This is a genomic window from Arthrobacter sp. 01N442, from assembly GCF_056399345.1.
In genome coordinates this window covers 15,731-41,048 of the sequence record NZ_JBFTRD010000004.1, presented here as the reverse complement: position 1 = coordinate 41,048, position 25,318 = coordinate 15,731, and the positions used below count along the sequence as shown (strand labels likewise).

Annotated in this window: 18 protein-coding genes and 1 tRNA gene; 13 read left to right on the top strand and 6 right to left on the bottom strand. The window is 66.2% G+C overall.

Going from position 1 to position 25,318, the window contains the following annotated elements:
- Position 1 precedes the first annotated feature (1 nt).
- Entirely contained in the window at positions 2–460 is a 459-nt protein-coding gene (locus tag AC1DNC_RS07520; protein ID WP_476861943.1) for an FAD synthase family protein, read from the bottom strand.
- A gap of 10 nt (positions 461–470) precedes the next feature.
- On the bottom strand, positions 471–1,862 hold the full coding sequence (locus tag AC1DNC_RS07515) for a sugar transferase (protein WP_476861942.1): 1,392 nt from the start codon (positions 1,860–1,862) through the stop codon (positions 471–473).
- An 831-nt stretch (positions 1,863–2,693) separates the two neighbouring features.
- On the opposite strand from AC1DNC_RS07515, the gene AC1DNC_RS07510 reads away from it, so the two are divergent.
- The 3 genes from AC1DNC_RS07510 to AC1DNC_RS07500 all read left to right on the top strand — a co-directional run bounded on the left by AC1DNC_RS07510 (position 2,694) and on the right by AC1DNC_RS07500 (position 4,172).
- Positions 2,694–2,767 (top strand) — tRNA-Gly (locus tag AC1DNC_RS07510).
- A gap of 98 nt (positions 2,768–2,865) precedes the next feature.
- On the top strand, positions 2,866–3,015 hold the full coding sequence (locus AC1DNC_RS07505; protein WP_476861941.1) for a hypothetical protein: 150 nt from the start codon (positions 2,866–2,868) through the stop codon (positions 3,013–3,015).
- Positions 3,012–4,172: a N(5)-(carboxyethyl)ornithine synthase gene (locus tag AC1DNC_RS07500; protein WP_476861940.1), complete on the top strand. Its 1,161-nt coding sequence runs from the start codon at positions 3,012–3,014 to the stop codon at positions 4,170–4,172. The genes AC1DNC_RS07505 and AC1DNC_RS07500 overlap by 4 nt, the downstream gene beginning before the upstream one ends.
- Before the next feature lie 112 nt (positions 4,173–4,284).
- Here the strand turns inward: AC1DNC_RS07500 and AC1DNC_RS07495 are convergent, their stop codons facing one another.
- The gene (locus tag AC1DNC_RS07495; RefSeq protein ID WP_476861939.1) at positions 4,285–5,649 is read right to left on the bottom strand and encodes an MFS transporter; all 1,365 of its coding nucleotides are present in this window, start codon (positions 5,647–5,649) and stop codon (positions 4,285–4,287) included.
- Positions 5,650–5,805: 156 nt separating this feature from the next.
- On the opposite strand from AC1DNC_RS07495, the gene AC1DNC_RS07490 reads away from it, so the two are divergent.
- The gene (locus AC1DNC_RS07490; protein WP_476861938.1) at positions 5,806–6,660 is read left to right on the top strand and encodes a LysR substrate-binding domain-containing protein; all 855 of its coding nucleotides are present in this window, start codon (positions 5,806–5,808) and stop codon (positions 6,658–6,660) included.
- Between the two features lie 512 nt (positions 6,661–7,172).
- Here the strand turns inward: AC1DNC_RS07490 and AC1DNC_RS07485 are convergent.
- Positions 7,173–10,715, bottom strand: coding sequence for a bifunctional proline dehydrogenase/L-glutamate gamma-semialdehyde dehydrogenase (locus AC1DNC_RS07485; protein ID WP_476861937.1), 3,543 nt, complete (start codon positions 10,713–10,715; stop codon positions 7,173–7,175).
- A 307-nt stretch (positions 10,716–11,022) separates the two neighbouring features.
- The gene (locus tag AC1DNC_RS07480) at positions 11,023–12,486 is read right to left on the bottom strand and encodes an amino acid permease (RefSeq protein ID WP_476861936.1); all 1,464 of its coding nucleotides are present in this window, start codon (positions 12,484–12,486) and stop codon (positions 11,023–11,025) included.
- A 142-nt stretch (positions 12,487–12,628) separates the two neighbouring features.
- Between AC1DNC_RS07480 and AC1DNC_RS07475 the strand changes: the two genes are divergently transcribed.
- The 3 genes from AC1DNC_RS07475 (at position 12,629) to AC1DNC_RS07465 (ending at position 15,139) form a co-directional block, all read left to right on the top strand.
- Positions 12,629–13,537: a LysR substrate-binding domain-containing protein gene (locus AC1DNC_RS07475; protein WP_476861935.1), complete on the top strand. Its 909-nt coding sequence runs from the start codon at positions 12,629–12,631 to the stop codon at positions 13,535–13,537.
- A gap of 93 nt (positions 13,538–13,630) precedes the next feature.
- The gene (panD, locus tag AC1DNC_RS07470; protein WP_476861934.1) at positions 13,631–14,059 is read left to right on the top strand and encodes an aspartate 1-decarboxylase; all 429 of its coding nucleotides are present in this window, start codon (positions 13,631–13,633) and stop codon (positions 14,057–14,059) included.
- Between the two features lie 153 nt (positions 14,060–14,212).
- Positions 14,213–15,139 carry an AEC family transporter gene (locus AC1DNC_RS07465; protein WP_476861933.1) on the top strand — a complete coding sequence of 309 codons (927 nt, stop codon included), beginning with the start codon at positions 14,213–14,215 and terminating at the stop codon, positions 15,137–15,139.
- 50 nt (positions 15,140–15,189) lie between these two features.
- Here the strand turns inward: AC1DNC_RS07465 and AC1DNC_RS07460 are convergent, their stop codons facing one another.
- Positions 15,190–17,403 carry a discoidin domain-containing protein gene (locus tag AC1DNC_RS07460; RefSeq protein ID WP_476861932.1) on the bottom strand — a complete coding sequence of 738 codons (2,214 nt, stop codon included), beginning with the start codon at positions 17,401–17,403 and terminating at the stop codon, positions 15,190–15,192.
- A gap of 365 nt (positions 17,404–17,768) precedes the next feature.
- Between AC1DNC_RS07460 and AC1DNC_RS07455 the strand changes: the two genes are divergently transcribed.
- The 6 genes from AC1DNC_RS07455 to AC1DNC_RS07430 all read left to right on the top strand — a co-directional run bounded on the left by AC1DNC_RS07455 (position 17,769) and on the right by AC1DNC_RS07430 (position 25,311).
- Positions 17,769–18,890 (top strand): GmrSD restriction endonuclease domain-containing protein, encoded by a 1,122-nt coding sequence (locus tag AC1DNC_RS07455; protein ID WP_476861931.1) that lies wholly within the window; start codon positions 17,769–17,771, stop codon positions 18,888–18,890.
- 213 nt (positions 18,891–19,103) lie between these two features.
- Positions 19,104–20,420 carry an ABC transporter substrate-binding protein gene (locus tag AC1DNC_RS07450; protein WP_476861930.1) on the top strand — a complete coding sequence of 439 codons (1,317 nt, stop codon included), beginning with the start codon at positions 19,104–19,106 and terminating at the stop codon, positions 20,418–20,420.
- A gap of 42 nt (positions 20,421–20,462) precedes the next feature.
- Positions 20,463–21,416 carry a carbohydrate ABC transporter permease gene (locus tag AC1DNC_RS07445; protein ID WP_476861929.1) on the top strand — a complete coding sequence of 318 codons (954 nt, stop codon included), beginning with the start codon at positions 20,463–20,465 and terminating at the stop codon, positions 21,414–21,416.
- A complete protein-coding gene (locus tag AC1DNC_RS07440) occupies positions 21,413–22,360 on the top strand; it encodes a carbohydrate ABC transporter permease (RefSeq protein ID WP_476861928.1) in 948 nt (315 codons plus the stop codon). The genes AC1DNC_RS07445 and AC1DNC_RS07440 overlap by 4 nt, the downstream gene beginning before the upstream one ends.
- A 2-nt stretch (positions 22,361–22,362) precedes the next feature.
- Entirely contained in the window at positions 22,363–24,504 is a 2,142-nt protein-coding gene (locus AC1DNC_RS07435) for a beta-galactosidase (protein WP_476861927.1), read from the top strand.
- Positions 24,505–24,513: 9 nt separating this feature from the next.
- Positions 24,514–25,311 carry a DeoR/GlpR family DNA-binding transcription regulator gene (locus AC1DNC_RS07430; RefSeq protein ID WP_476861926.1) on the top strand — a complete coding sequence of 266 codons (798 nt, stop codon included), beginning with the start codon at positions 24,514–24,516 and terminating at the stop codon, positions 25,309–25,311.
- Positions 25,312–25,318 lie beyond the last annotated feature (7 nt).

The window sequence follows — 25,318 nt, the reverse complement described above, 5'->3', positions numbered from 1 at the left end:
TTCAGGGCAGGCTTTGCAGAGCCCCCCTCTCCTGGGCCCCGGAGTTCATGAGCTCCAAAGTCCTTCGGAGTGCGGTGCTGGACGTGTGCATCGTGTACGGGAAATAGGCAACCTCCACGCCGACCGCCGCGAATTCGCGCTCCAGCGCGAGGCCCTTCGGCGTTCCCCGCCAGTCGTCGCCTTTGAAGAAGACATCGAACGGATGGCTGCGCCAGGTGTCGATCTTGCGGGGCAGGGTCTCTGCTATTGCTTCGTCGACGTAGCGGATGTTTCGGACGATTTCCAGGCGCTCGGCCAGCGGAATCACGGGTGACCGGCCCTTCGACTGGACCAGCAGCTCGTCCGACACGACGCCAGCGATCAGGAAGTCGCAGTGCGCCTTCGCGTGCCGCAGCAAATTCAGGTGGCCAATGTGAAACAGATCGAAAGCACCGGCCGCGTAGCCAATTCGCGTTGTCATGGTTGCTCCATCAGTAAGCGCCGACTGGGCTGCGCATGGCTTTGAAGGTTCTCCACAGGATCAGCAGGTCCCCGGTGAGTGACCAGTTCTCCACGTAGTAGAGATCAAGCCGGATGCTCTCCTCCCACGGGAGGGTGGAGCGGCCGTTGATCTGCCACAGGCCCGTGATGCCGGGCTTGATCAGCAGCCGGCGGTTGGTGAACTTCTCGTAGCGTTCGACTTCCGCGGGCAGCGGTGGCCGGGGGCCGACCAGGCTCATTTCGCCGGTCAGCACGTTCCAGAACTGTGGAAGCTCATCCAGCGAGTACTTCCGCATCCAGCGCCCGCACCCGGTGACCCGTGGATCGTTCCGCATCTTGAAGAGCGGCCCGGACCCCTCGTTGAGTTCGCGCAGGGCGTCGAGGTCCGTTTCGGCTGTTTGGACCATCGACCGGAACTTCAGCATGTAGAAAGGCTCACCGTTCCTGCCTGCCCTCAGCTGGCGGAAGAAGATGGGGCCGGCGCTGTCCCGTTTGACGATGATGGCGAGCGCCAGCATCAGCGGCGACAGCATCATCAATGCCAGGGAGGCGACGGCGATATCCATTACCCGCTTGAGCACGTGCTTGGCGCCGGCATACTGCGGCAGTTCCACGTGCACGAGGGGAAGTCCGTCGACAGGGCGCCAGTGGATCCGGGGACCGGCAACGTTCGTGAGCGTTGAAGCAAGGACGAGTTCCGTCCCCGTCGCCTCAAGCTTCCATCCCAGCTCCCGAATGTAGGTGCTGCCACCCGGGACGCGGCCCGCGACGATGACGGCGTCCGCGCCCGAGACTTCCACCATCCTCGATACATCGGCGAGGGTCGACACGACGGGCACCCGGTACCAGGGCGGCCGGAGCTCCATGGACTTATCCAGGGTGGACAACCCGACGCCTGTGATCTCGTAGCCGGCGGTCGGGTTCTTCTGGACCTGGTTGATCACGTATTCGACGTCGGGCCGGTCGCCGATCACGATCACCCGGGACAGGTACTTGCCCTGGTGCCTCTGGAGGTTCAGCCACCGTCGCCAGAACCACCGGCTCCCGGTCAGCAGCACCAGCCCCAAAGGCAGGGCGACAGCGAAGTATCCGCGGACGACGTCGAACCGCACAAAGACCATTGCGATGGCCAGGGCACCGAACAGTTTCAAAGTGGCCTGTGCGACGCGCTTGTATTCGGCTGCACCGACCCCGAAGATCCGGGGGTCACGGGTGGGATAGATCTCCAAGACGGCGATCCAAGCAGCCAGAAGCAGCACGGAAACCGCCACGTACCTCGCCTCGAATTCCGCTGTGGCCCCGGTCGGCACCTCGACCCCAAACCTGAACAGGTATGCCGAAGCCAAGGACACGGCTATCGCCGCCACGTCGGTGAGTCGCAAGCGGTTCGCGAACTTTCGCCACCGAAGGGAGACCTCCCTCCTGGAAGCCGTCGTCTGAGTCCGGGATTCGTTGTCCCACACCGAGTGCTGGGACCTCAGGGAAGCGTGCGATCGTGCATGGGTCCTGGTTGGAGCCGCCAGCCGGCCCACTGCATGGAACGGCCGGCGATGCTTGACCTCGCTCATGCCCGCCCCAGCGCGGAGCCTGCGGCTTCTTCAGCCGTTCGGGGAGAGGGGTCGACGTGGCCGGAGACGGAAGCACGCCCTTGGAACATATCCAATAGCCGAAAAACATGAACACGGATCGGCGCTCCACAAACCATGGTGAGACCTTCTAGTGAATAGGGGTTGGCTGCGATCTCCCCTAGTCAAATAGATGACTTTTAGGCGCACACGAGTGTGCGCTACCCCTTTTGGCCCCCGGATTACGCTTCGTGGCAGGAGGCACTACGCAGAACTGAGATGGGTCTACCTATTGGCGTGGGGATTCGGTGCGAACCCGACGCAACGACGGGCCTCAAGAAGCAGCAAGTGGGGGTGGGCACGCGGGCCCTTTCCCTCGCCAGTCCCCGGGCTTCACGAAGTATCCGTTGCCGCATCCGAACGCGTCGGCGAGGGGTGTACTGACTACTTGGAAAGATTCACGCCGGCACTTCGTCGACGGCGGAGCTTGTGAGTGGGCCGGCAGGGGTCCAGCACCGGCCAGCCAGGGCAGCGACCGTTGCTTTGTGGAGCTCAGTGGCGTGTGGCTGTTCTGGGAAACCCTCCGGCTGGGGTAAGGTAAATCTCGTTGTCCAGCAGGCCCCGATACAGGATCCTGCCGGCCCCTTTGCGGCTGTAGCTCAATGGTAGAGCGCTAGCTTCCCAAGCTTGATACGCGGGTTCGATTCCCGTCAGCCGCTCCAGTTATTTCCCCCGCTCCGGTCCGCGCCAGGAGCCCGTTAGGCAGCTACCTGTATCGTCAGGAGTCTGGAACCTCTTCGGTTCCGCTACAGGAGCAATCATGGCTGACAAGTCCCCCCGTCAAGCAGCATCCAAGAAATCCAGCAAGTCCATCAAGGAAAAGCGAGCTGACAAGAGGGCCGCTGCGGCGCCCCCCAGCTCCCTCGACAAAGTGGCCGCCGCCAAGACCGCGAGCCCCAAGAAAAAGTGACCGGTTCCCCGAACCACCTCACCCTCGGCGTCCTGGCCACCACGCGCAAGCCGGACGAACGCCGCCTTCCCATCCATCCCCGGCACTTTGAACGCATCACCCCGGAGCTGAGGCAGCAGCTGATCCTGGAAGAGGGCTACGGGGAACGTTTCGGCATGCCCGACGCTCAGCTGGCTGGCCTCGTCGGTCGAATCGCGCCGCGTGCGCAGCTGCTGGCTGAGGCCGACGTCGTGCTGCTGCCCAAACCGCAGCCGGCGGACCTGGCCGAACTGCGCGACGGGCAGGTCCTCTGGGGCTGGCCGCACTGCGTCCAGGACGCAGCCATCACCCAACTGGCGATCGACAAGAAGCTCACGCTCATCGCTTTCGAGGCGATGAACCACTGGGCTAGCGACGGCGGCTTTGGCCTGCACGTCTTCCACAAGAACAACGAGCTGGCCGGCTACTGCTCGGTGCTGCATGCCCTGGCCCTGACCGGTACCACAGGCGACTACGGACGCCGCCTGAGTGCCGTCGTGATTGGTTTCGGCGCCACCGCACGCGGCGCCGTGACCGCCCTCAACGCCCACGGCGTACACGACGTGCAGGTACTCACCAGCCGCGGGGTCGCGGCAGTGGGTTCCCCCATCCACTCGGTGCGGATCGCACAGTTCGACCACGACAGCGAGGCGCCGTTCCTGAGCGAAGTCATCACCGAACGGGGCAGGGTGCCGCTGGCGCCCTTCCTCGCGGAGAGTGACATCGTGGTCAACTGCACCCTGCAGGATCCGAACGCGCCGCTGACCTACCTGCGCACCGAAGATCTGGACGCTTTCCGGTCCGGCAGCCTGATCGTGGACGTGTCCTGCGACGAGGGCATGGGCTTCACCTGGGCGAAGACCACCACCTTCGCCGAGCCGATGTTCACGGTGGGTGACCACATCGACTACTACGCTGTGGACCACAGCCCGTCCTACCTCTGGAACTCAGCCACCTCCGAGATCAGCGATGCGCTTTTGCCGTTCCTGCCGACGGTGCTCGCCGGGCCCGCAGCCTGGGACAGCAACGAAACCATCCACCGAGCGATCGAAATCCGCGACGGCGTCGTGCTCAATCCGGATGTGCTGGAGTTCCAGCAGCGGGAGCCGGACTACCCGCACCTGCCTTTGGCCGGCTAGCAGCTTCCGCGCCGGCGCCCGGTTTTCTGCGCCGCTTTCGGACAGCCGCTACGCCGATCCGCGTAGCGGCTGTCCCTTTCCGGCGCGGAAAGCCGCAGCCGGCGCGGAAAGTCTAGGCCCGGACGATCCGTAGCAAGGGGCGCCTATTCGCCAGGTCCACTTTGAGCGTCAGCTCGCCGCGCCGGGCCAGCACGAGGGCCACCGCCGCGGCCGCCAGCGCCGGCACGCCGCCGGAGACCAGGATTGCCGTGCGGGGATCCAGGTGCTCGGCCAGCCATCCCATCAGCGGACCGCCGATGGCCTGCCCGCCGATAAGCACCATGATGTACAGGCTCATGACCCGGCCTCGGATGCCCATGTTGGCGCTGACCTGGACGAGCTGGTTGGCCGCGGTGAGGAACATCAGGCACCAGAAGCCGGCCAGCACCATGGCTGCGCTGAACAGCTCTTGCGAGGGCGCCGCAGCGGCCAGGCAGAGCATCAGGCCGTACATTCCCGCGCCCAGCACGACCGAGCGCAGTCGGAGCTGCCGGCGTCGGGCGGAGGTGATCGCCCCGGCAAGCGCCCCGAGTGCCACCAAGGCGTTGAGCAGCCCGTAGCCGCCCGCACCCGCGTGGTACACGTGGTCGGCGAACGCTGCCAGCAGCACGGGCAGGCTCATCGCGAACACCGCGACAAAGCCGGCCATCAGCCACGGCCAGTAGATGGTGGGCTTGGCCAGGGCGTAGCTCAGCCCCTCCCGGAGCATGCCCTTCCGTTTGGCAGCCGGCAGCGTGAGGTGCAGCTCATCCTTGCGGAGGACCATCAGCATGGTCAGCGTGGAACAGCAGGCCACCGCGTTGGCGGCGAACGCCCAGCCCGCACCGACCGCGCTGAGCAGGACGCCGGCGACGGCCGGGCCGATCAGGCCGCCCAGCTGGAAGATCGTGGAGTTGACGCTGATGGCGTTGCGGAGGAAGGCAGGTCCCACGAGTTCGTTGACAAAGACCTGCCGCGCCGGCTGGTCCAGCACGGTGACCAGCCCCAGCACCAGCGCAATCGTGTACACATGCCAGACCTCAATCCGCTGCGTCAGGGCCAGGCCCGCCAGGGTCGCAGCCAGCACGGCGGCCACGCTCTGGCATAGCATCAGGATTTTGCGCTTGGCGAAGCGGTCGGCCACCATTCCGCCCCAGGGGCCGAGCAGCAGCGAGGGCAGGAACTGCAGGGCCACGGTGATGCCGACGGCGGTGACGGATCCGGAGAGCTGGAGCACCAGCCAGTCCTGGGCGATCCGTTGCATCCACAGGGCAACCACAGCGATGAAATGTCCCATCGCGAAGATCCGGAAGTTGCGTACCTTGAGGGATATGAAGGTGTGCCGCCACGGCAGCCGCTCACTAACGACGCCGACCGGCTGTGTGACGGGTTGCAGGGTGACCGACGCGGCTTGGTCATGCTGAGCCTCGGCGGATTCGAGGGGCGAAGGGGGTGGCACGAAGAATCCTCAGGGAGCGGGCCTACGGGGGTTGCCTTAACGCTAAGCTGGCCGGAATTGATAATGGAAGGCTATTCCGCGCATAACTAGCATCACGAAATGCAATGGACGGGGCGATTGTGGATCGAGTAAGGCACGCACTGACCAGGGGCCAGCATGTTTGAGCCCGCCCAGCTCCGTTCGTTCCTGGCGGTGGCCGAGACGCTCAGCTTCACGAGGGCGGCCGAACGCCTTGGGCTGGCGCAGCCGACCGTCAGCCAGCACGTCAGGAAACTGGAGGCCGCCGCCAAACGCACCCTGATTGCCCGCGATACCCGCGATGTCCGCCTGACGGACAACGGCGACGCCATGGCCGGGTTCGCGCGCAGCATCCTCGCCGCGCACGATTCCGCCGCCCGCTACTTCTCCGGCTCGGCCATGCGCGGCCGGCTGCGCTTCGGCACAGCGGACGATCTGGCGATCACCGGGCTGCCCCGGATCCTGCGCGAGTTCCGCCAAATCTACCCCCAGATCAACCTTGAGCTGACCGTGGGCCAAAGCGATCAGCTGTACAAACGCCTCAACGCCGGCCAGCTGGACCTGGTCTTCGTCAAATGGGTGGCGGGGGCCAAGGACGGCACCGTCGTGCAGCAGGACTCCTTCTCCTGGGTGGGCCTTGAGCAAACCGTCCTCGGCCCGGGCGACCCGGTGCCGCTGATCGCCTACCCCGCGCCCAGCCTGAGCAGGAAGCTGGCCATCGACGCCCTCGAAGCCACGGGCAGGACCTGGCGCATTACGTGCACCACCCGGCAGATCAGCGGCGTGCTGGCGGCCGTTCGGGCGGGAATCGGCGTCGCCGTAATGCCGTCGTCGCTGGTCCCGGAGGACCTGAAAATCATTACCCGGCGTTTCGACCTGCCGCCCGTCGGCGACGTCGACTTCACCCTGATCCGGAATCCGCTGGCCAATACCGAGGTCATTGAAGCGCTTACCCAGGCCATCGCCGGCCGGGCCTTGAACCGCTCCAACTAGCCCGCCTACCCGGGCGGCTACTCATCCGGGGCCCGGGGCTACCCCCTAAAGTACTCGGCCGGACGGGTCTCAACGCACCCATTGAACCCAAGTGTTACTTGCCCTATCCTGACCTTGTTGAAGGTCAAGCAGAGGCCCACCACCACTATTCGAAAAACGAACGCTCGCCCACGTTGCTGCGTGCGGCACCGGGGAAGCGCTCGGGATAGGCCAGCAATGACGCCAGCCATAAACCGACCCCACCCCACAGTGCGGTCCGGCCGACCACTGGGTTCCGCCCGACCGCTGGCTGCAACCGGCCGCGTCGAGAGCGTGCCGCACCCCAGCCTCGGACGGCTCGACCCGCATGCCGGCTTCGCCCGGAGTGACGACGACTTCGTCGGGATTCCCTACTGCGAGCGGTGCGGGACGGACGAATTCGTCTACCTTGACCGCACAATGGTGCGGTCACGGCGGCGATGCTGTCTGACGGAAAGGGAGCTGGCCGGGCCGGCGGCACCCGCCCGGAGCGGCTAGATGAGGCCGTCCGAGAGGTGGTTCGCGGTGCCGAAGCGGTGTGCCGTGATGCTGACGGCCTGCTCGTGCAGGAACGGCAACAGCTCCACCCGCCCGGCCTCCGTGACCGGGTGGGAGTAGACGGCCAGGTCGGGTCGGCCGCCGGCTGCTTCTGCCAGCGCCTTCGCGTCCCCGCCGATCAGGCGGATCCGCGTCACGGTAAGCTTCGCGGCTCCGGCGAGCCGGGCTACGGCGGCCAGCCAGTCGGCGTCGTTCTCCACCGTGACGGCGATCCCCAGACCGGACAGTACGGCGCGCAGCTGGGACGGCAGTTCCACGGCACTGGACACCGCGAGCCTCGATCCCGCCTGGACGCCGGCCGCGATGACCCGGACCAGTTCGCCGAGCGGCCTGCCCTCCGAGAGGCGCACCGTGACCGGCAGCGGGCGGTAGCGGAAGACGTTGCGCTCGGCGCTCAGCCCGGAAACGTCCTTGGCGGTGCCGAACTCCTCGGCCCAGGCGAGGGCGTCGGAAGCCAGCGAGCGTTGCAGCGGCGCCAGTTCGTCGGCTGCCAGGAATCCCTTGGCCGCATCCTCGATCCGACGCACGCCGGAGTGGGCCGGCGTGGCCGCGGCGGTGCTGGGCTTGCTGATCCACTCGCCGAGCCCGGCGAGATAGTTGGGACCGCCGGCCTTGGTGCCTGCTCCTACGGCGGACTTCTTCCAGCCCCCGAACGGCTGACGCTGAACGATCGCGCCGGTGATGCCGCGGTTGACGTAGAGGTTGCCCGCTTCGACGGTCTCCAGCCACAGCGCCAGCTCGTCGGAGTTGAGCGAGTGCAGGCCGGACGTCAGTCCGTACTCGATCTGGTTCTGGATCGCGATGGCCTCTTCGAGGGTCTCGGCGGTCATGACGCCCAGGACCGGGCCAAAGAACTCGGTGAGGTGGAAGTAGGAACCGCGCCGGACGCCGTGGCGCACACCCGGGCTCCAGAGCTTGCCGGATTCGTCCAGCTGCTTCGGCTCGACGGCCCAGGCCTCGCCCTCGCCGAGGGTGGTCAGCGCGTTGAGGAGCTTGCCGCTGGCGGGCTCGATGATCGGGCCCATCTGGCTGGCCGGATCCTCCGGGTAGCCGACCTTGAGCGAGGTGACGGCGTCGATCAGCTGGTTGTGGAAGCGCTTGGACGTCGCGACGGACCCCACCAGGATCACCAGCGAGGCCGCGGAGCACTTCTGGCCGGCGTGGCCGAAGGCGGAGTACGCCACGTCCTTCGCCGCGAGGTCCAGGTCGGCGCTCGGGGTGACGATGATGGCGTTCTTGCCGCTGGTTTCTGCCAGCAGCGGCAGGTCCTTGCGGAAGGAGCGGAACAGTTCGGCGGTCTCGTAGCCGCCGGTGAGGATGACGCGGTCCACGGCCGGGTGCGAGATCAGCTGCTGCCCGAGCTCACGCTCGCCGAGTTGCACCATGGTGAGCACGTCGCGGGGCACGCCGGCCTCCCAGAGCGCCTCGATCATGACGGCGCCGCTGCGGCGGGCCTGCTTGGCCGGCTTGATCACGACGGCGGACCCGGCAGCGAGCGCCGCGAGGGTGGAGCCGGCCGGGATGGCCACCGGGAAGTTCCACGGGGGCGTCACCACGGTCAGCTTCGCCGGCACAAAGATGGCGCCGTCGACGTCGTCGAGCTTGCGGGCGGACTCGGCGTAGTAGTGCGCGAAGTCGACGGCCTCGCTGACCTCGGGATCGCCCTGGTCGATGGTCTTGCCGGTTTCGCTGGCCATGACCTCGAGCAGTTCGGCGCGGCGGGCCTCGAGGACGTCACCGGCCCGGTGCAGGATCTCGGCGCGCTCGGCGCCGGAGAGGGCACCCCAGGCCTTGCCCTTTTCAAGGGCGGTTTCGATGACGGTGTTGAGCGTCGCCTCGTCCTTGATGGTGGCGGCCTCGACGGCGGCGTTGCCCAGCGTGGACGTCGCCACGCGTCCCAGGATGGTGCGGCCCCAGTCGCGGTTTGCCGGCAGCGATGGGTCCGTGTCCGGCGTGTTCTCGAACGAGTCGTGCGGCATGGGCTCGGCCGGGAGGGCTCGGTTCTGCCGGCGGTTGGGGGCGGGAACCTCGTCGTCGAGCTTGGCGAGGGAGGCGAGGAAGCGCTGCTTCTCGCGTTCGAAGAGCGATTCGTTCTCGCTGAGTTCGAAGACGGCGGACATGAAGTTGTCCTGGCTGGCGCCCTCTTCGAGCCGGCGGATCAGGTAGGCGATCGCGACGTCGAACTCGGCCGGGTGGACTACCGGGGTGTAGAGCAGGAGCGAGCCGACGTCCTTCTTGACCGCTTCGGCCTGGCCCTGGGCCATGCCGAGCAGCATCTCGAATTCGATGCCCTGCTCTGCGGTATCCGCGATACCGCGCTGTTTGGCCAGCAGCCAGGCGAAGGCGATATCGAAGAGGTTGTGGCCGGCGACGCCGATCCGGACGTTGCGGATCCGGTCCGGGTGCAGCGAGTAGTTGATGACCCGCTTGTAGTTGGTGTCCGAGTCCTGCTTGGTGTTCCAGGTGGCCAGCGGCCAGTCGTGCAGGGAGGCTTCGACCTGCTCCATCGGCAGGTTGGCTCCCTTGACCACGCGGACCTTGATCGCGGCGCCGCCGTCGGCGCGGCGGGCCGCAGCCCAGTCCTGCAGGCGGATCATGGCGGAAAGGGCGTCCGGCAGGTAGGCCTGAAGCACAATGCCCGCCTCGAGGTTCTTGAACTCGGGCTTGTCCAGGATCCGGGTGAAGACCGCGATGGTCATGTCCAGGTCCTTGTATTCCTCCATGTCCAGGTTGATGAACTTGGCCTTCCGGCCGCCTGCGGCAAAGGACGCGGCGCGGGTGAAGAGCGGGGTGAGCTTTTCGACCACGTGCTCCACGGCCTCGTCGAACGCCCAGGCCGAGTGCGGGGCCACGGTGGAGGAGACCTTGATCGAGACGTAGTCGACGTCCGGCCGGGCGAGGAGGGTGTGCGTGCCCTCGAGCCGGCGGGAGGCCTCGTGTTCGCCGAGCACGGCCTCACCGAGGAGGTTGACGTTCAGCTTGATGCCGTCCTTGCGGATCTTTGCGATGGCCGGTCCGAGCTTGGCGTCGGTGGCGTCGACGATCAGGTGGCCGACCATTTCGCGCAGCACCCGGCGCGCGATCGGGATGACCACCTGCGGCAGGACCGGCGCCATGGTGCCGCCGAGCCGGACCGCGCTGCGCATGTACCAGGGCAGGAAGGCGGGGACCTTGGGGGCCAGGGCGGCGAGGTTGCGCGCGGCGACCTGCAGGTCCTCGGGACGCACGACCCCGTCGACGAATCCAACGGTGAAGTCCAGGCCGTTCGGGTCCTTCAACACGCCGGCCAGCTGCGCGGCGGAGGCGTCGACGGGGATCTGCGCTGCCGCGGTGAGCCAGCGGCGGACCAGCGAGATGGTCTCCTCGGCGAGGGCTGCGGCCTCAAGCACGGGCGAGACTTCCGAAACGGCGGCATGCGTGGCGTCGTTGCCCGCGAGCGCGCCGGTGTTCAGGCCGGATTCCGTTGAGGTGTTGGTCATGGTGGCACTCGTTCTTTCTCAAAATGTGGACCGTTCTTGAATCAGTATGCGACCGGATTTTCATAAGATAAAGCGATGTTTTCTGAGCAATACTGGTTAGGAAACTCGAACCTTTAGCCCCGCCGGTCCTCCCCCACTCCCCCTCTCCGCCCGTCCCCTGCGACGCTCCCTCACATCCGGTGGGAAATGACGAAACCCTCCCCCAAGAAGTGGGGGAGGGTTCGGCGAAAACGTGCCGGATCTGAGGGAGCGTCCGGGGTGGTGCGGGAGGTGGCGGAGGCTGGTCAGCCGGTCAGCCAGGTAACGGTCAGCCGACGTGCCGGTGCATCTCCACGGCCTCCTGGTGCCGCGGACTGTCCGGGTTCATCAGCGAGTGCTTCCGGCCGTAACCGAAGTAGATGGCCAGGCCGACCACCAGCCAGACGCCGAAGCGGACCCACGTCTCCCAGTGCAGCTGGAGCATCAGGAACGCCGAGGCGAGCATGCCGAAGAGCGGGACCAGCGGCATCAGGGGCAACCGGAAGGTCCGCGGGGCGTCCGGGCGCTTGTACCGGAAGATGATCACAGAGAGGCAGACGACGACGAACGCGGCCAGGATGCCGATGTTCGTCAGGTCCGCGACGGCCTTGATCGGGAAGACGCCGGCCAACACCGCCGAGGCCACGCCCGCGATCCAGGTGACGCGCTGCGGGGTGCCGTGGCGGTCGGTCTTGGCGAACCAGCCCGGCAGCAGCCCGTCGCGGCTCATCGAGAACCACACCCGGGTGACACCCAGCAGGAAGGTGAGCATGACGGTAAGGATGGACAGCACGGCGAAGACGGAGATGATGGTGGCGATCACCGGCAGGCCGACCCCGTTGAAGGCGGAGGCGAATCCGGCCTTGGGATCGATGTCCTGGTAGTTCTGCATGCCGGTGAGGACCAGGGTCGCGGCGACATAAAGGAGCATGGCCACGATCAGGGACAGGATGATCGCCTTCGGCATGTGCTTCTTGCCGTCGGTCGCTTCCTCCGCGGCGGTGCTCATCGCGTCGTAGCCGAAGACGGCGAAGAACACAGTGGCCGAGCCGGCCAGCACCGGGCCGAAGCCGCTGGGCATGAACGGGTTGTAGTTGTTGGTGTTGATGTAGAAGATGCCCAGGCCGATGATGAAAAGGATCAGGACAACCTTGATGGCGACGGCCACGAGCTCGAAACGGCCAAAGGTCTTGGTGCCGCGGGAAAGGATCCAGGTCACCAGCAGGCAGACGGCAATGGCGGGGATGTTGACGACGCCGCCCTTGCCCTCGTCGAAGGTCGAGGTAATCCAGGCCGGCATGTGGATGCCGATACCGGAGAGGAACGCGTCGAAGTAGCCGGAAATACCAATGGCCACCACCGCCACGATCGCAATGTATTCCAGCAGCAGGTCCCAGCCGATGAACCAGCCGATCACCTCGCCCAGCGCCACGTAGCCGTACGTGTAGGCGGAGCCTGCCCGGGGGATCATGCCCGCGAATTCGGCGTAGGACAGGGCCGCGGCGGCGGAGGCCAGGCCGGCGATCAAAAAGGAAAACAGGACGGCAGGCCCGACGCCGGGTTCGCTCTCGCTGCCATGGGCCACCAGCCCGGCAAGTGAGAAGATGCCGACGCCGATGATGCCTCCGACGCCGATGGCCGTCAGTTGCCACAGGCCAAGGCTCTTGAACAGGCCGCTGTGCTTGCTCTCTTCTTCGATGTCGTCAATGGGCTTGCGCCGCATAATTGATTTAGCTAATTCTCTGGTGCTCATCAGGGTCTCCTGCTCGGAAGTGGCGCCCATCAATCCACCCTGTGATGGGGGTAACTCGGTGAGAACAGTATGCAAGCCCGATTGCATTAGATAAAGTGAATTCTCCTAATCAATAACCATTAGAATTCACAAAGGAATAGCGATGCTCGACGTCCGGCGACTGCGCCTCCTGCGCGAACTCAAGATCCGCGGCACCCTCGCCGAAGTCGCCGAAGCGTTGCAGTACAGCCCTTCTTCCGTCTCGCAGCAGCTGGCCCTGCTGGAAAAGGAAGCCGGCGTCGAACTTCTGCGCAAGACGGGCCGCCGCGTCCAGCTCACTCCGCAGGCTGAGGTGCTGGTCGCCCATACCTCCCAACTGCTGGAAACCCTGGAACAGGCCGAGGCCGACCTCGCGGCCTCGCTGACCACCGTGACCGGAACGGTGCGGATAGCGGTCTTCCAATCCGCGGCCCTGGCGCTGATGCCCGACGCCTTGACCCGGATGGCGGCCAGCTACCCGGAAGTCCGCATCGAGATGATCCAGCGCGAGCCCGAAACGGCCCTCCATGAAACCTGGGCCCGGGACTTCGACCTGGTCATCGCCGAGCAGTATCCGGGCCATGCGGCGCCCCGCTACGCCGAACTGGACCGGATCCGCCTGACCGGCGACGCGATCCGGCTCGCGGTGCCGCCCGCCTCCCCGGACCGGCCTGCCGTCGCTTCCCTCGCCGACACGGCGGGCCTGTCCTGGGTGATGGAACCCCGGGGCGCGGCGTCCCGGCACTGGGCCGAGCAGGCCTGCCGGAGTGCGGGGTTTGAGCCGGACGTGCGCTTCGAAACCGCCGACCTGCAGGCGCAGATCCGGCTGATCGAATCGGGTAATGCGGTTGCGTTGATGCCGGACCTGGTCTGGACGGGGCGGGGAACCACGGCCCAGCTGATCGACCTCCCGGGCAATCCGCACCGCACGGTCTTCACCTCGGTCCGCCGCTCCAGCGCCAAGCGCCCGGCCATCGTGGCCGCCCGCGAAATCCTCGCCGAGACCGCTGCGTCCATCGCCCCGGCGGCGTGACCCCCGGCCCCCCGGCCACCGTCGTCGGACCCTTACGGCGGTGTACCCTGGCTCACAGCGCGCCGCGGGTGCCGGCGTTAGACTGGTCTCGTTATGAATCGCACAATGTTCAAGTCCAAAATCCACCGCGCCACGGTCACCCACGCGGACCTTCACTATGTCGGCTCGGTCACCGTGGACCTGGACCTGCTGGAAGCCGCCGACATCCTGCCCGGCGAACTCGTCGCGATCGTCGACGTCACCAACGGCGCCCGGCTTGAGACATACACGATTGCCGGCGAGCGCGGGTCCGGCGTTATCGGCATCAATGGCGCAGCCGCCCACCTGATGCACGAAAATGACATCGTCATTCTCATCACCTACGCCCAGATGACCACGGAAGAGGCCAAGGCCTACACCCCGAAGGTGGTCCATGTGGATAAGGACAACAAAGTCATCCAGATCGGCAGCGACCCCGCCGAAGGGCACACCGCCGGCCTCATGCGCCCGCCGCACGCACTGAACAACGCTGCCCTGAACTAGCGCGTGGCCGCCGCCGGCCGGACCCATCCCGTCCGACCGGGGCGTTTCATGTCGCCACATGGCCGGCCCTGCCGGCATCCCGGATAAATCTGATTATTGTGGGACGGTGTTCCACACCCTTTTCCCGCCCCCGTTTTCTTGGCCGGTTGACCCGTGCTAGGCGTATTGGCGGGCTTCTTCGTCGTCTGGTTCATCATCCTCGTGGGAATGTTCGTCGGCCGGCGCAACATTTTGGGCGACAACGCCCGGCACGTCCTGAGCGCGCTCACGTTTTTCGTGGCGAGCCCGGCGCTGCTATTCGAGACCCTCAGCAAAGCCAAGCTCCATGACGTCTTCGCGGCTCCCCTGCTGGTGACAGCCGTGGGAGCGATCACGACCGCTGCCATCTACTTCGGTGTGGTGCGCCTGCTGTTGAAGCGCTCATTGCCGGAAGCCCTGGTGTCGTCCATGAGCGCGTCCCTGGCCAACTCCGCCAACCTTGGCATCCCGATTGCCGTGTTCGTCCTCGGCGACGCCAGCTACGTGGCGCCCCTGCTGATCTTCCAGCTCGCCTTCTTCACGCCGTTGTTCCTCATGGCCCTCGATGCCACGACCAGCGCCCACCGGACAACACCGCTGAGTTTCGCCCTCATGATCCTGCGCAATCCCATGATCGTGGGCTCCGGGCTCGGCCTGCTGGTGGCCGGAACGGGCTGGCGGGTTCCCGACTTGGTCTTGCAGCCCATCCACCTGATCGGCGGCGCGGCGATTCCTGCCATGCTGTTGTCCTTCGGCATGAGCCTGAACGGCTCCCGGCCGCTGCAGGCCTCGGCCGCACGCCGGACCGACACCCTGCTGGCCGGCGGTTTCAAACTCATCGTCCACCCGCTGCTCGCCTACCTCTTCGCACGGTTCGCCCTCGGCATGCAGGACCAGGCGCTCTTCGCCGTGGTGGTTACCTCCGCGTTGCCCACGGCGCAGAACGTCTTCGTGGCGGCCAACCGGTACAGAACCGGACTCACGGTCGCGAAAGACACCGTACTGATCACCACCGTGGTCGCCGTCCCGGCCATGATCGGGGTGGCCCTTCTCCTCGCCTGAGAAAACGGACAGCGACGACGGCGTCCGGCACTTACATGATGCGCCGCGCCTTAGCCCGGGGCCGTGGCCACCGAGATGCTGTACGGCGGCAGCGTTATGGTGGCGTGCCTGTCCGTGCCCACCGTGGTACTCACCGGCGGATCATTCGGCTCCGGATACCCTCCGTTGCCCCTTCCCCGTGTCGGGTTCCACTTGTACTGCTCGGCGGAGTACTGGTCGAGCTCAAGGCCGCCCTCAACAACCTGGGAGTCGCCGTCCTTTTCCTGCATCAGCCGGACCGTGATGGCCCGTTTGGGATCCTTGTTGAACAGGAGCACGCTGAGCTTGCCGTCGGGGCGTCGCACCGTATAGGCCGTGACCAGCTCCTGGCCCTTCGCGTTTCGCACGTCACTGGTGGTGTTGAACATGGTGTGGCTGCCGGTGCCGGCCTCCAGCCAGCTGTGGTTCACCAGCCTGGCCGCTTGGTAGGCGGCCACGGGCCGGATTTTCCACTCATCGTAGAACTGGAACAGCATCAGATTGCCCCGCGTATCGCATTTCTCACCGACTTCGTCCTGGAACACCCAGTTCGGTTCGATGCCGTAAAAGTAGCTGCTCTCCCCGCCCATCGCCAGGAACATGGCGGACGTTTCCGCGTTGACGATGGCGCCGGGCAGCTCCAGTTCGACCTGTCCGACAAACGAGGAATAGCCGTACTCCGTGATGACCTTGGGAACTTCGGCCGGCAAACCGGCATCCTCCTCGCGTTTAAGCAGCCGCCTCAGCAACTCCGGGTTCTGGGGCAGGGTCCCGGCCGGATTGGCGCACACGTCGTCGAAGGGGTACCACTCGAAGGAAAAGAAGTCGAAGTCGGACATCGCCCCGCGGTGCTGCAGATAGGAGACAAATCGGCCGGTCCAGGACCGGACCCCCTTGCTGTCCGGCCAGTGCACCCAGTCGGGCAGTGTGGTCTGGTAGCCCGGGCCGCCGAACTCCAGGGACGGGTTCACGGCCCGCATGGCCGCGGCCATCTGGACGTACAGCGCCCCGTAGTGCTCCGGTTGGGCGAGCTGGCCGTCCGGTTCCTCACCGATCTCGATCCGTTTGACCGGATAGCCGCGCTTACCGAGGTAGCGGGCCAGGGCAGCGGCGTCGTCGGGCGTTCCGTACAGGGCCGGAACCGGGACCATCATGGGCTCGTCCTTGGTGATCCCGCTGGCAAAAAGCCGCTCGAAGCTGGCGTGCTCATAATCCTTGTCGAGGTCGTCCTTTCTATGCCACGGGTCCGTCGAGGAGGTCCACATGACCGTCTGCCGTTGGGACTCCCGGTGCCGCACGTGGTCGAGGAACGCACCGGCCTGCTGCTGCCCGATGTAGATTTCACGCACGGCGACCCCCAGCCGGTCGCGGATATCGCGGGACCCGACAGGGGCGGTGTTCGAGTCCGCCGTGAACAGGATGCGCACGTATTGGGCGTTTATCGGCGTGGACGCGATCCGTACCGTCTGCGACCCCCCGGTTCCCTGCTGCACGGCCTGGGGGAAATCCCGCCAGTTGCCCTTGTCAACGGGGAAGCGCGCGTCGCGGCCGGTCCAGTACTGCACCTTGAAGCGGGTGGCGTACGGGGTGCCCCAATCGAAGCGGACGGTGTCCATCGGCAGGGCCTGCGGGAACTCAACCATGATCCACTGCGGATTGAGGCTGTCAGGTTCCCCGGTGAAGTGGGAGTCCAGATAGGGGTTGCTCTTCCAGAAAGTGTCGACGTCGCCGTCGTCGAGGCGGGAGTGGCCGCTGTTTTTTCCTTGATCGATGGTGTTGCCGCGCCGGGGAAGGCGGTAGCCGTACGACACCCCGTAGTCCTCCGCAGGCTCCGAGGAGGAAGTCCAGTACCCCTGCTCCTTGTCCGGCTGGCTCCACGTCCCGCGCGGGTTCCAGTGCCACGCCTTGACGCCCAGTTCGGTGCGCAGCCGGTAACTCACCGGGCCGAAACCGGCTGACTTCATGGCTTGGACATTCGGGGCCGACCAGACCCGATCGATTTCGTTTTCTTCGAGGCCGTCGACGCCGACCCCCATGGCCCGGTGGCCATCGAACTTGTTCACCGGCTTGTCCATCTCGATGCTGATGATGCCGTCGGCGTGCGGAAGCGGCGCCGGCGGGGTGCCGCGCAACGCAACGGTCGAACCGAGCCAAATACCCACCGCCGCGAGGCCCGCGACCGACAGCAGGATTGCGCGCCGGGAGGGCAGGAGGGTCCGTTTCTTGCGCTCAGGGTCAGGTGCCATGGCATCCTCAGATCCGGTGTGGTCCGTTCAAGGCTTGGGGAGCTTGCTGGGGCAGCCCCGGCCGCAGGCCGCACGCCACCGGCCCCAAAGTGCATCGCTGTGCTGGTTGATGGCGATCAAATCCCAGTCTGCACGGACGCGCTGGAATTATCTACGGCCCTGTTGCCCTTACTTGCACCCTGCCGGACCTGCATTACCCCGGGCCACCCTGCCGGCTCAGCGCCTCTTGACGCGGCGCTCCATTCGGGGGCCGCCCGCCGGCCGCCGGGATACCCCGCGTGGCTCCGGCACGACGCCGGGGACTCCGCCGGTAGGCTGTGAAAGGCCGGAAACCGGCCGCAGCCAGGCCAGTAGTGGGGGAAAAATTGCGCAGCATTGATTTTGGCGACACCGGTAACGGCATGGCTTCATCGGCCACCGGTCGCCGCCGGGGCGGCATCGACTGGATCGCCTGTGGCATCGCCGGGCTGCTGCTGGTCTCGTCCACCGCCTGCGCCGGGCCCGCTGCCGCCCCCGGAAGGGCAGCCGTCGACAGCGCGCCGCCCGTCGTGTCGGCGCCCTTGGCCTCCCCCTCCGCGCCATCGACCGCGCCGTCGTCCGCGCCGTCGACCGCGGCCGGCGCCGCCCCCAAGGCATCGGCTTCCACGCCCAAGGGAGCCTTGACCCAGCCCTCGGCAGCGCACAAGCGGCCGGCTTACGCCAGCAAGGCGCTGGCCGTACTGGCCACCCTCCCGGTTAAGGGCAGGGCGCCCAAGACCGGCTATTCGCGCGACCAGTTCGGCCAGGCCTGGGCCGACGTCGACCGCAACGGCTGCGACACCCGCAACGACACGTTGCGCCGGGACCTCACGGCGGAATCGCTGAAACCCGGCACCCGCGGCTGCGTGGTCCTCTCCGGCGTCCTCAAAGACCCCTACACCGCCAAGGTCATTCACTTCCTCCGCGGTGCCGGCACCAGCAGCGCAGTCCAGATCGATCACGTCGTGGCGCTCAGCGACGCCTGGCAGAAAGGCGCCCAGCAGCTGAGCCCTGCCCGACGGCTGGCCTTCGCCAACGATCCGCTCAACCTCCTGGCCGTGGACGGACCAGCGAACATGCAGAAGAGCGACGGCGACGCGGCCACCTGGCTGCCGGCGAACAAGTCGTACCGCTGCGCCTACGTGGCACGCCAGATCTCGGTCAAAGCCAGCTACGCGCTCTGGGTCACCCGGGCCGAGCACGACGCGATGGCCCGGACTCTGGCTGCCTGCCCGGGGACCTTGGCGCCGGCTGGCGTGAAGGCGGCGCCCCCTGCGGCCGCGCCCGCACCGGCGCCCGCAGCGCCGTCGTCCCCGAAAGCGGCGGCCCCTGCGGCGCCCGCGCCTTCCTCGGTGTACTACGCAAACTGCACCGCGGTCCGGGCTGCCGGCGCGGCACCGATCCGGCGGGGACAGCCCGGTTTCAGCAGCAAGTTCGACCGCGACGGCGACGGCATCGGCTGCGAGTAGCCCGCCGGCCGGCCCCTGCCGTCGGCCTGTACCGCTGGTGCCGCTGAGCGGACCGTCGTTTGAGCTGCCATCCTCCGGCGGCATCCTTCACGAGATTCCCTTGCCGCGTTCCGTCATGTTCGTTTTTGCCTCTTGACGTTCCTTATTGTGCGATTATGATAGATAATCATGTGAGCTGCTTCACACCACCCGCGCTGTTTCAAAGGAGAAATCATGACCATGCAAGAAGACGCATTGCGCCGAGCCTCCAGCCAGGGCGGGTGGGACCGGCGGACGCTGCTGAAGACGTTCGGTGCGGGTGCCATCGCCATGGCCGGCGCCCCGCTGCTGGCCGCATGCACGGGCGGCAGCGGCCCGGCCGCCAGCGCCAGCAAGACGGTCTCCTTCGGTTCGGGCTCCTCGGATGAGGTCCCCAAGGCCGCGTACAAGGCCGTCACCGATGCGTTTACCAAGAAGTCCGGGATCGCGGTGACCACCAACGTCGTTCCGCACAACGACTTCCAGAACAAGATCAACACCTACCTGCAGGGCAGCCCGGACGACACGTTCACCTGGTTCGCCGGATACCGCATGCAGTACTACGCGGGCAAGGGCCTGCTGGCGCCGATCGACGACGTCTGGGAGAAGATCGGCGGCAACTACTCCGAGGCCATGAAGAAGGCCTCCACCGGCGCCGACGGCAAGATGTACTTCGTCCCGAACTACAACTACCCCTGGGGCTTCTTCTACCGGAAGAGCCTCTGGGCGGAAAAGGGCTACGAGGTCCCCACCACTTTCGACCAACTCACCACGCTGGCCAAGAAAATGAAGGCCGACGGCCTCATCCCGATCGAGTTCGCCGACAAGGACGGCTGGCCGGCGATGGGCACGTTCGACTACCTCAACATGCGTCTGAACGGCTACCAGTTCCACATGGACCTCACGGCCCACAAGGAATCCTGGGACCAGAAGAAGGTCAGCGATGTCTTCGACACCTGGAAGGAACTCCTGCCCTTCCAGAACCCCAACGCCCTGGGCATGACCTGGCAGGACTCGGCGAAGAACCTCGGCGCCAAGAAGTCCGGCATGTACCTGCTCGGGTCCTTCCTCACCCAGCAGTACACGGACAAGACCGTCGCCGCCGACATCGACTTCTTCCCGTTCCCCGAGCTGGCGGTGGAGGGCCGGGACGCCGTTGAGGCGCCCATCGACGGGCTCCTGCTGTCCAAGAAGGGCGGCCAGAACCAGTCAGCCAAGGACTTCCTGGCCTACCTCGGCACCCCCGAAGGCCAGGATGTCTACGCCTCCGTGGACAGCTCGAATATCGCCGCCGCCAAGGGTGCCGACACGTCCAAGTTCTCGCCCCTGACCAAGAAGATGGCCGACGTCATCTCCAACGCCAAGAGCATCAGCCAGTTCTTTGACCGTGACGCACTGCCGGCCATGGCCAACAACGTCATGATCCCGGCGCTGCAGTCCTTCATCAAGGACGGCAACGTGGACGTCAAGAACCTGGAAGCCCAGGCCAAGTCGCTCTACGCCGCCCAATAGGGTCTCCCGGCCACCACGATCCGGCACTAAGGAAATGTTCTTGTGAGTACACCATCAGATACGAGCCCCGCCGGGGTGCGGCCCCGCGCCGTTGCCCCGGCGGGGCGGGTCCGGCGGCTTTCCCGCCGCGATAAGTGGGTCCTGAGCCTCATGGTGGGCCTGCCCACCCTGATCCAGTTGGTCCTGGTCTGGATCCCGACGCTCCTGTCGGCGGCCCTGTCCTTCACCCGCTGGAACGGCCTGAGCTTGGAGGACATCAAGCCGGCGGGGATGAGCAACTACGAATTCATCGCCCAGAACTATCCCCCGTTCTGGCCCGCCGTGCAGCACAATGTGCTCTGGCTGGTGTTCCTCGCCCTCGTTGCGACGCCGTTGGGGCTGCTGCTGGCAATCCTTTTGGACCAGAACATCCGCGGCAGCAAGATCTACCAAAGCATCTTCTTCACGCCGGTGATGCTGTCCCTGGCCCTGATCGGGGTTATCTGGCAGCTCTTCTACAACCGGGACAGCGGGCTGCTGAACTTCCTGCTGGGCACCGCGGGAACCCCGCAGGCGGTGGACTGGTTCGGCGACTCCGGGGTCAACATCTGGGCCGCGCTCATCGCCGCCACCTGGCGGCACGCCGGCTACGTCATGATCCTGTATTTGGCCGGCCTGAAGGGTGTGGACCCCACGCTCCGCGAAGCCGCGCAGATCGACGGCGCTAACGCGGTACAGACTTTCTTCCGGGTCATCTTTCCGGCCATGCGGCCGGTGAACGTCATCATCATCGTGATCACCGTGATCGAGTCCCTCCGGGCATTCGACATTGTCTACGTGATCAACCGCGGCACCAACGGCCTGGAACTCATCAGTGCCCTGGTCATCCAAAACCTGGTCGGCGAGGGTCAGGTGATCGGCGTCGGATCGGCGCTGGCCGTCATCCTCCTTGTCATTTCCCTGGTCCCCATCACGTTCTACCTGTCCAGGGCATTCGGAAAGGACAAAGAGGCATGAGCATCGCACAGCCCACGGATGCGCCCGCAGCGAGCAACTCGGCCGCCGGGCGGAGTGCCGGTACGGGCTCCCGCCAGCCGGCCAACGCGAAACGCGGCAAGCGCCACTACGGCATCCACATTTTCCTCATGGTGCTCGCCATCATGTGGCTCATTCCCTTGGTGTGGACCATCTTCACGGCCCTGCGGCCCAAGGCGGACACGGACAAGTACGGCTACTTCAGCTTCGAGGGATCCTTTAATTTCGACAACTTCAGCCAGGCCTGGACGCAGGGCGGCTTTGCCCAGTACGCCTGGAACTCCGCCCTGATCACCATCCCCTCGGTCATCCTGGTGCTCTTCTTCGCTTCAATGATGGCGTTCGCGGTGAGCCGGGTCAGCTGGAAGTTCAACGTCACGCTGCTGATCATGTTCACGGCTGGCAACCTGCTCCCGCCGCAGGTTCTCGCCGCGCCCCTGTTCGAAATGTTCAAACTGCTGCCGCTGCCGTACAGCGTCAGCGATTCCGGGAGCCTGCTCAACACCTACATCAGCGTGATCGCGGTGGATACCGCGTTCCAGATCGGCTTCGTGACCTTCGTCCTGTCGAACTACATGAAGGCGCTCTCCCCCGAACTCACGGAGGCAGCCCTGGTTGACGGGGCCGGAATCTGGCGCCAGTACTGGGACATCATCCTGCCGCTGTGCCGCCCCGCGCTGGCCGCCATGGGCACGCTGGAAGTCATCTTCATCTACAACGACTTCTTCTGGCCGCTGCTCTTCCTGCAAAGCGGAGACCGCCTCCCGCTGACCACAGCGGTGAACAACCTCCAGGGCCAGTTCCTCTCCAATTACAACCTCATCGCCGCGGGCGCCATGATCACGGCCATCCCCGCCCTGGTGATCTACCTCCTGCTCCAGCGGCACTTCGTAGCCGGCCTGACGCTCGGCTCCAGCAAAGGATAATTGTGGACAACACCACCAACCACCACAACACCGCCATGGACTACATCACCGCACGCCTCGGTTCCGAGGGATCTCCGATGCTCGGCTTCGGCGGCGACTACAACCCCGAGCAATGGCCGGAGGAGACCTGGGAAGAAGACGTCCGGCTCATGAACGAGGCCGGCGTCAACCTGGTCAGCGTGGGCATCTTCAGCTGGTCGCTGCTGGAACCTTCGGAAGGCGTCTACGAGTTCGGCTGGCTGGACCGGGTGCTGGATCTGCTCCACGCCAACGGCATCCGGGTTGACCTGGCCAACGCCACGGCCTCTCCGCCGCCCTGGTTCAGCCACAAGTACCCGGAGTCGCTTCCGGTTACCGCCGACGGCGTCCGGCACAGCTACGGTTCCCGGCAGGCGTTCGCTGCCTCCAGCCCCGACTACCGGCGCGCTGCCGCGGCGCTGACCGAGCAGATCGCCAGCCGCTACAAGGACCATCCGGCGGTCGTCATGTGGCACATCCACAACGAATACGGCTGCCACAACCAGCCGGACTTCTCCGACGGAGCCGCGGCCGGCTTCCGGGTTTGGCTGAAGAACCGCTACGGCACCCTCGACGGGCTCAACGCCGCCTGGGGCACCGCGTTCTGGTCCCAGCGCTACTACGACTGGGAGGAGATCCTGCCGCCGCGCACCTCCGGAACCTGGGTCAACCCCACCCAGCAACTCGATTTCGCGCGGTACTCCTCGGATGAACTCCTCGAATGCTACAAAGCCGAAGCGGCCATCATCCGCTCACACTCGAAGCACCCGGTCACCACCAACTTCATGGGCTTCAACATGGGCCTGCACCAGCCGGTGGACTACTGGCGCTGGTCCGAGGAGATGGACGTGGTCTCCAACGACCACTACCTGATTGCCGAGGACCTGCGGAACTTCCAGGAACTGGCCGCGACGGCGGACCTGACCCGGGGCTGGGCCAACGGCAAGCCGTGGCTGCTGATGGAACATTCCACCTCGGCGGTGAACTGGCAGCCCCGCAACATCGCCAAGGCGCCCGGGGAGATGCTGCGCAACGCCATGCAGCACGTGGCCCGCGGCGCCGACGGCGCGCTGTTCTTCCAGTGGCGGGCCTCGCGCGCCGGCGCCGAGAAGTTCCACTCTGGGATGCTGCCGCACGCCGGAACGGACACCAAGGTATGGCGCGAGGTGGTCCAGCTCGGCCAGGCGCTGCGCAGCCTCGCCGAAATCAGCGGTTCGACGGTCACCGGCGCATCCGGCCGGGTGGACGTCGCCATCCTGCACGACACCGACGCCCGCTGGGCCTCGGAGCTGGACTCCCACCCGAGCGTCGACGCCTCCAATATCGCCGAAACCCGGCGCTGGCACGATGCCTTCTTCCGGGCCGGCATCCCGACGGACTTCCGCCAGAGCACGGACGAGCTGTCCGGCTACCGGCTTGTCGTTGCGCCGATGCAGTACCTGGTCAGCGACGCCGGAGCAGCGAAACTCGACGCCTACGTGCGCGCCGGCGGCCACCTCGTGGTCACCTATTTCTCGGGTATCGTGGACGAAAATGACCACATCAGGCTTGGCGGCTACCCCGGCGCGTTCCGCGAGCTGCTGGGCGTCCGGATGGAAGAATTCTTCCCGCTGCGTGCAGCGGAAACCGTCCGGCTCGATAACTTCGGCGTCGGCTCCTGCTGGAACGAACTGGGACAGGCCACCACCGCCGAGGTCCTCGCGGCCGTGGCAGAGGGCCCGGCGTCAGGTTCCCCCGCCGTGACCCGCAACCGTGCCGGCAGCGGCCGCTCGTACTACGTCTCCACCACAATGGCCCCCGAAGGGCTGGGTGAACTGCTGACCCTCGTCTGCGACGACGCCGGCGTGCAACCCCTGGTCCCGGACCTGCCGGACCAGGTGGAGGTCTCCCGGCGCAGCAAGGACGGGACCGACTGGACGTTCTGCATCAACCACGGAGAGCGGGACGTCCGGTTGCCGCTGGACGGCGTTGACGTTCTCTCGGGGACCGAACTCGACGGCGGACTCGGCCTCGCCGCCGGCGCGGTCGCCGTCGTCCGGTCGCCCGCCGCCCAGCTCGCCGGCTCTTCCGCCAGCCACTCCAACCAATCCAGCGGCTCCGCACAGCCAAGCCGCTCAAGCCTCTAAGGACGCCACATGCTCGCCGCAGCCCGACACTCAGCCATCCTCGCCGAGGTCCAACGTGAACGGATCGTCCGGGTCGCGGACCTCGCCAGGATGCTGGGCGTCTCGCTGATGACGGTGCGCCGGGACATCGACGCGCTCGATGCCGCCGGCGCGGTCGAGAAGATCCACGGCGGGGCCAAGCTACCGGGCGGCGCCAGCACCCACGAGCCTGGCTTCGAGCTGAAAGTAACCCAGCTCAAGGACGAGAAGATGGCCATCGCGCACGAGGCGGCCGCCCAGGTGCGCGAGGGCATGGCGGTGGGTCTGAGCGCGGGAACCACCACCTGGGCGCTGGCCCAGTTGCTGTCGACCGGTCCACGAATCACCGTGGTCACCAACTCGGTGCGGATTGCGGACGTCTTCCACCAGAGCTCCTCGTCATCCACGGTGATTCTGACCGGCGGCGAGCGCACCCCGTCCGATGCGCTGGTGGGACCGCTGGCCACGTCCTCGCTCAAGCAGCTTCATCTGGACGTGCTCTTCCTCGGCGTCCACGGTGTCGATGCAGACGCCGGTTTCACCACCCCGAACGTGCTCGAGGCCGAAACCGACAGGGCCTTCGTGGCCGCGGCGCGGCGGGTGGTGGTCCTCGCCGACCACACCAAGTGGGGCACGCTCGGCATCAGCACCATCGCGGCGCTTGAGGACGCAGACGAACTCATCAGCGACGACCGGCTGGGCAGCGAGGCCAGGCGCGTCCTGGGCGAACGCGTCGGCCGGCTGCGCCTGGCCCCCACCGGAGCAGCGTCCGGCGCCGCTGCCGGCTGACGCACCC

What these genes read in the sequence shown, in the direction of transcription:
- AC1DNC_RS07440 (WP_476861928.1), top strand. Translation starts at nt 21,413, where the DNA reads ATGAGCATCGCACAGCCCACGGATGCGCCCGCAGCGAGCAACTCGGCC.
- AC1DNC_RS07475 (WP_476861935.1), top strand. Translation starts at nt 12,629, where the DNA reads ATGCTCGACGTCCGGCGACTGCGCCTCCTGCGCGAACTCAAGATCCGC.
- AC1DNC_RS07505 (WP_476861941.1), top strand. Translation starts at nt 2,866, where the DNA reads ATGGCTGACAAGTCCCCCCGTCAAGCAGCATCCAAGAAATCCAGCAAG.
- AC1DNC_RS07485 (WP_476861937.1), bottom strand. Translation starts at nt 10,715, where the DNA reads ATGACCAACACCTCAACGGAATCCGGCCTGAACACCGGCGCGCTCGCG.
- AC1DNC_RS07450 (WP_476861930.1), top strand. Translation starts at nt 19,104, where the DNA reads ATGACCATGCAAGAAGACGCATTGCGCCGAGCCTCCAGCCAGGGCGGG.
- AC1DNC_RS07460 (WP_476861932.1), bottom strand. Translation starts at nt 17,403, where the DNA reads ATGGCACCTGACCCTGAGCGCAAGAAACGGACCCTCCTGCCCTCCCGG.
- AC1DNC_RS07520 (WP_476861943.1), bottom strand. Translation starts at nt 460, where the DNA reads ATGACAACGCGAATTGGCTACGCGGCCGGTGCTTTCGATCTGTTTCAC.
- panD (WP_476861934.1), top strand. Translation starts at nt 13,631, where the DNA reads ATGAATCGCACAATGTTCAAGTCCAAAATCCACCGCGCCACGGTCACC.
- AC1DNC_RS07480 (WP_476861936.1), bottom strand. Translation starts at nt 12,486, where the DNA reads ATGAGCACCAGAGAATTAGCTAAATCAATTATGCGGCGCAAGCCCATT.
- AC1DNC_RS07490 (WP_476861938.1), top strand. Translation starts at nt 5,806, where the DNA reads ATGTTTGAGCCCGCCCAGCTCCGTTCGTTCCTGGCGGTGGCCGAGACG.
- AC1DNC_RS07430 (WP_476861926.1), top strand. Translation starts at nt 24,514, where the DNA reads ATGCTCGCCGCAGCCCGACACTCAGCCATCCTCGCCGAGGTCCAACGT.